Origin of the sequence: Mycobacterium sp., assembly GCF_036488105.1 — a bacterium.
Taxonomy (GTDB): domain Bacteria; phylum Actinomycetota; class Actinomycetes; order Mycobacteriales; family Mycobacteriaceae; genus Mycobacterium.
Window position 1 is genome coordinate 1 of record NZ_DASXHW010000430.1, and the last position, 4,819, is coordinate 4,819.

The 4,819-nt window shown below is 64.4% G+C and carries 7 protein-coding genes, 1 tRNA gene and 2 pseudogenes; 6 read left to right on the top strand and 4 right to left on the bottom strand.

Going from position 1 to position 4,819, the window contains the following annotated elements:
- Positions 1–230 precede the first annotated feature (230 nt).
- From VGH54_RS22680 to VGH54_RS30080, 3 genes and pseudogenes are all read left to right on the top strand, one after another.
- Complete coding sequence (locus VGH54_RS22680) at positions 231–410, top strand: hypothetical protein (RefSeq protein WP_331514354.1); 180 nt, start codon at positions 231–233, stop codon at positions 408–410.
- 4 nt (positions 411–414) lie between these two features.
- Complete coding sequence (locus tag VGH54_RS22685) at positions 415–1,533, top strand: hypothetical protein (protein ID WP_331514355.1); 1,119 nt, start codon at positions 415–417, stop codon at positions 1,531–1,533.
- A 100-nt stretch (positions 1,534–1,633) separates the two neighbouring features.
- Positions 1,634–1,741, top strand: a pseudogene (locus VGH54_RS30080) (antibiotic biosynthesis monooxygenase); the annotation flags it as partial.
- A 164-nt stretch (positions 1,742–1,905) separates the two neighbouring features.
- Here VGH54_RS30080 and VGH54_RS22695 read toward each other — a convergent pair.
- A tRNA-Pro gene (locus VGH54_RS22695) sits at positions 1,906–1,979 on the bottom strand.
- Between the two features lie 94 nt (positions 1,980–2,073).
- On the opposite strand from VGH54_RS22695, the gene VGH54_RS22700 reads away from it, so the two are divergent.
- Both VGH54_RS22700 and VGH54_RS22705 read left to right on the top strand, forming a co-directional pair.
- Positions 2,074–2,523, top strand: a complete 450-nt coding sequence (locus tag VGH54_RS22700; protein WP_331514356.1) for a helix-turn-helix transcriptional regulator — start codon at positions 2,074–2,076, stop codon at positions 2,521–2,523.
- Positions 2,524–2,528: 5 nt separating this feature from the next.
- On the top strand, positions 2,529–2,939 hold the full coding sequence (locus VGH54_RS22705) for a VOC family protein (protein ID WP_331514357.1): 411 nt from the start codon (positions 2,529–2,531) through the stop codon (positions 2,937–2,939).
- On the opposite strand, the gene VGH54_RS22710 is transcribed toward VGH54_RS22705, so the two are convergent.
- Both VGH54_RS22710 and VGH54_RS30085 read right to left on the bottom strand, forming a co-directional pair.
- A complete protein-coding gene (locus tag VGH54_RS22710; RefSeq protein ID WP_331514358.1) occupies positions 2,936–3,955 on the bottom strand; it encodes an NADP-dependent oxidoreductase in 1,020 nt (339 codons plus the stop codon). The genes VGH54_RS22705 and VGH54_RS22710 overlap by 4 nt on opposite strands.
- A gap of 241 nt (positions 3,956–4,196) precedes the next feature.
- Complete coding sequence (locus VGH54_RS30085; protein WP_414688773.1) at positions 4,197–4,595, bottom strand: hypothetical protein; 399 nt, start codon at positions 4,593–4,595, stop codon at positions 4,197–4,199.
- On the opposite strand from VGH54_RS30085, the gene VGH54_RS30090 reads away from it, so the two are divergent.
- Positions 4,585–4,725, top strand: coding sequence for a DUF3060 domain-containing protein (locus VGH54_RS30090; RefSeq protein ID WP_414688772.1), 141 nt, complete (start codon positions 4,585–4,587; stop codon positions 4,723–4,725). The genes VGH54_RS30085 and VGH54_RS30090 overlap by 11 nt on opposite strands.
- A 4-nt stretch (positions 4,726–4,729) precedes the next feature.
- Here VGH54_RS30090 and VGH54_RS22720 read toward each other — a convergent pair.
- Positions 4,730–4,819 (bottom strand): annotated as a pseudogene (locus VGH54_RS22720) (sulfite exporter TauE/SafE family protein); the annotation flags it as partial.

Below are 4,819 nucleotides of genomic sequence, written 5' to 3' on the forward strand. Positions count from 1 at the left end.
ACCGGCTGAAATTCCCAGCGGCCGCCATTCTACCGAACTGAGCGGGTTGCCGGAGGGGCTTAGACGTAAGTAAGGCCGGATACCCGGATCGATGCTGGGCATTCGTCTCGCAGGGTCAATTCGACCCCATTACCTGGTGTCTGGGGGCTGAGGTACGCGGCTGCGTAGTTGGGCAAGGTACACGTTGGTGGGTGTTTACGCCGCCACTACCGCCTTAGGAGGAGCCCGATATGACGACACAAGCTGGCCTTGAGAAGAAGGAACGCGACTTCCTGGCGTCGTGCGTGGCCGATGCATACACGATGCTGGACATCGTCCCCGGTGTGGACCCCAACGGTCCCGCCCTGGTCTGGCTTGCCGATCAGTTCGTGATCTTGCGCGTGGCGAATGCCCGCCTGCACACGCGATGACGCTGTGATCACAGCGGAGACAGTCAACCGAGTAGTGGGCTTTCGCGGGAACGGGATGCCGGTCATCTCGTTATATGCCGTCGTGCCGTGCGAGCCTCAGGACCGCGGCACAGTCGTTCGCAGCAAGGTAGACAGCCTGCTGCACGAAATCCGGCCGATGGCGCAGGACCACCAACTCGATCACGACGTGATGCTGTCCGTCCGTGCCGATATCGAGCGGTTCACCAAGGCGGTCGAGGAAGACGACCGTTGGTCGCCCGGTTCGGTTGCGCTGTTCTCGTGCAGCGGTCGTGACTTCTTCGAGGAAGTTCAGCTTCCCCGCAGCGTGCATGACAGGATTGTGGTCGATGAAACCCCTTGGGTCCGGCCAATGTTGGCGGTGCTCGACGAGTACCGCCGCTGTTGCGTCGCTGTCGTCGACCGAAAGACCGCTCGGATCTGGGAGCTGTACCAGGACGAGATGTCTGAGATCGGCACACAGCGGGTTGGCGCGGACCCCGGCCGCAATCAAGACAAAGCCGAGGAGCTGACCAAGCGTCACTTCCGCGACGTGGTCACCATGCTCGACAAGCTGCACCGCGACGATGCATTCGAGCTTTTGATCGTCGGCGGCCACCACGCGGAGGTGCCGCGCTTCCTTGATTACCTCACCCCCGAACTGCGGCCGACCCTCGCCGGCACATTCACGGTGGACGACGACGCGCGCACCGCGTTCGGCGATGTCAAGCAGCAGGCCGCCGCGATACTCGATCACTATGAGCGCGACGAGGAGGAGCGAATGGTCGCCGAAACGGTCGAGAAGTCGGCTACGGGCGGATGGGCGGTACTCGGTCTGCCCGAATGCCTGTGGGCCGGGAGCGTCGCCGCGGTGGACGCGCTCCTGGTCCAGGATGGCGCGGTGGCACCGGGCGTGATATGCGACAACGATCGCTGGTTGGCCCTCTCCGGCGATACGTGCCCGCTATGTGGACGCCCGGTGCGCCGTGCCCCGGACATCCTGGACGAGCTGGTCCAAGGGGTGATGAACGAGAGCGGGTCGATCGAACACGTCTCCGCCGACACCGTCCTCAAGCAGCATCTGACAGCCGCGTCGTTGCGATTTCCGCTTCCGCCCAAACCGTGATGATCTTCACCGTCGTGAAGTTCGAGCCAGGCCGGACTGGACGAGGCGCTGGCCGGGACGCCGCTTTCTGCGACGCCGAAGCGGGTGCGGCGCACGCCAACAGGCGCCGCGGAAGATGCCGCGAGCGCTCGCGTCCACGCCGAAGATTCTCAACCAAACGATCGATGCGACCGGCTGGTCGGAGATGGCGGAGTTGACGATCAAATAGCCGGGAACCACGGCGATCTCCTGCCCAGCTGGTAGCCGGGCGTCAGCGGCAGCGAATCGCCACTACAGAACCGGCCGGGCAATCCATGACAATTTCTGACGCGATCGAACAAGTGTGCCAGCAGCTGGAAATATAAACCAGGAGGTCAGACACCCTTCTTGCGGTCGGGCTGACAGGATTTGAACCTGCGACCACTTGACCCCCAGTCAAGTGCGCTACCAAACTGCGCCACAGCCCGGCGCCGCCGATGGATCACCGGCAGCAGGTGGAAAGCCTACCGCAGACCGCGAAGCGGACCCCAACCCCAAACTCGACGTGGCACGATCGCGCGGGTGGCCACCAGATCCACCGACGACCAACACCTCCGCGACCTCGCTAGGCTGCGCCGCGTCCGGGACCGCATCGACCGCGAGTACGCACAGCCCTTGGACGTCGAGGCGCTCGCCCGCGACGCGCACATGTCAGCCGGCCATCTCAGTCGTCAGTTCAAAACCGCCTATGGCGAATCCCCGTACTCCTACCTGATGACTCGCCGCATCGAGCGCGCAATGGCGCTGCTGCGTCGCGGCGACCTCAGCGTCACCGAGGTCTGCTTCGCGGTCGGCTGCTCGTCGCTGGGCACCTTCAGCACGCGCTTCACCGAGCTGGTCGGCGTCTCCCCCAGCACCTATCGGAACCAGACAGCTCACATGGACGCCGGGCTGCCGTCGTGCGTGGAAAAGCAGGTGACCAGACCGGTCAGGAATCGAGAAGCTCCCGCCGCCGCTCTGCACCTAACGTGACTGTCATGGACATCACCATTCACTCGAGCATGCTGCCCCACGACGATCCGGAAGAGTCGCTCGCGTTCTACCGCGACACCCTCGGCTTCGAGGTCCGCCTCGATGTCGGCAAGGGCACGATGCGCTGGATTACGGTCGGCCCGCCGAATCAGCCTGGGACGTCTATTGTTTTGAATCCGCCCGCCGCGAACCCGGGCATCACCGACGACGAACGACGCACCATCGCCGAGATGATGGCCAAGGGCACCTACGCGATGATCGTCCTGGCCACCAAGGACCTCGACGAAGTGTTCGAGCGGCTACAGGCCGCCAACGCCGACATCGTTCAAGAGCCCACCGAGCAGCCCTACGGAATTCGCGACTGTGCCGTGCGCGATCCCGCGGGCACCATGATCCGCATCCAGGAGCTGAGCTAAACCGTTGTCGGCTCACTCAACTTGACCAACATCTTGCCGATGTTGGCCCCGGTGAACAGCCCGTTGAGGGCGTCGACACACGAGTCGACGCCCTCAAAGACGGTCTGGCGGGCCTTGATTCGGCCCTCGTGGCCCCACTGGCGAAGCGAGGCGAACGCTTCGTCGAAGCGCCCCCACTGATCGAGCGCGTTGAATCCCTGCATGGTCGCGGTCTTCGACAGCAGGTTCACGTAATTCGCCGGCCCGGGGTGGTCGCCGGTCAGGTAGCTGGAGATGATGCCGCACAACACAACCCGCGCATTCATGGCCAACCTGCCCAACACCGCGTCGAGAATGGGCCCACCGACGTTGTCGAAGTAGACGTTGACCCGCTTGGGGCAATTCTCTTTCAGCGAGGCAGCGAGGTCGTCGCTCTTGTAGTCGATGCATGCGTCGAAACCGAAGTCCTCGACCACCGCCCGGCACTTCTCCGGCCCACCCGCGATGCCCACTACCCGGGCGCCGGCGATCTTGGCGATCTGGCCCGCCACCGATCCGGTAGCGCCGGCCGCGGCCGAGACCACCACGGTGTCTCCGGGCTGAGGCCGACCAACGTCGGTCATCCCGATATACGCCGTCGCACCGGTCGGGCCGTAGACCGACATGATCGCCAGCTGATCGCTTTCGTCGGGAATCGGCGTGCTGAACACGTCGTCGCGAACGATCACGTACTCCTGGAAGCCGGTCAGCGTGGTGATCACGTCGCCAACCGCGTAGGCGTCACAGCGTGATGACACGACCTCGCCGATTCCGGCCGCGCGGATGACTTCGCCCAACTGCACGGGCGGCAGGTAGCCCTGCTGGTCGTTGAGCCAGGTGCGGACCGCGGCGTCGAGGCCCACGTAGGTGGTGCGGACCAGCGCCTCGCCCTCGGCGGGCTCGGGCGCCGGCGTGGTGACCAGTTCGGTGTCGCCGGGCTGGACGAGTCCGCTCGGACGGCGACGCAGCAGGATCTGACGGTTCGCTATATCGGGCACGATGCAAGAAACTACCGAATGCGAAGGACCTATTCGGTGCGATCTTGGTATGCGAGCATCGGTGAATGAAATCCGAGGACGATCCCGAAGCCCGAATTCGGGAGCTGGAGCAACCGCTGGCCGAGGCGGCACAAGCTTCCGAGGCCAGCGCGAATCCGCCGCCCAGTAAATGGCCGCCACCGCCCGCTTCCGCGTTCCCGCCACCCGCGGGACCCCCGATGCCACCGCCATCATCGCTCCCCTATGGCGGCGGGTTGTTTCCGGGCCCATCGGCCCAATCCTCGCGCAGCAACCGGACGTTGTGGATCATCCTCGGAGTCTTCGTCATTGGCATGATCGCTCTGCCGGCCGGGATCTTCCTCTTTACCGCACACCAGGTTTCGCGCAGCGGCATGACCCCTCTCTTACCCATTCCGAGCATCTCCACGGCAAGCCCCACCGCCTCTGCGACCATGCCGCCAACAACTGCGACCCCGCCGTCAGCATCAGTGTCGACCGCGCCGGCGGGTGAAAACATCACCGTCTCCGGCATCAGCGAAGTCCGGACCATCGCCTGCAACGGGGGCAGCGTCAGCGTCAGCGGAATCACCAACAATGTCGTGATCACCGGCCACTGCGCGAGCGTGAGTGTGTCTGGCATCCAAAACCAGATCACCGTCGACGCAGCCGATACGATCCAAGCCTCGGGCTCCGGCAACCATGTCACTTACCACACTGGATCTCCGACAATCGGAAATTCTGGCTTCGGTAACGCCGTTCAACGGGGCTGACCCGTCAGACGGTGAGCAGCCGGTAGAGCCCGATGAGGCCGACGATGACGATCGCGGCGCGCAGCGCGTTCGGTGACAGCCGACGGCCATAGCG

Bases quoted from the DNA above. Each gene is read 5' to 3' on its own strand.
- VGH54_RS22680 (WP_331514354.1), top strand. From the start codon at position 231: ATGACGACACAAGCTGGCCTTGAGAAGAAGGAACGCGACTTCCTGGCG.
- VGH54_RS22705 (WP_331514357.1), top strand. From the start codon at position 2,529: ATGGACATCACCATTCACTCGAGCATGCTGCCCCACGACGATCCGGAA.
- VGH54_RS30085 (WP_414688773.1), bottom strand. From the start codon at position 4,595: ATGCCAGACACACTCACGCTCGCGCAGTGGCCGGTGATCACGACATTG.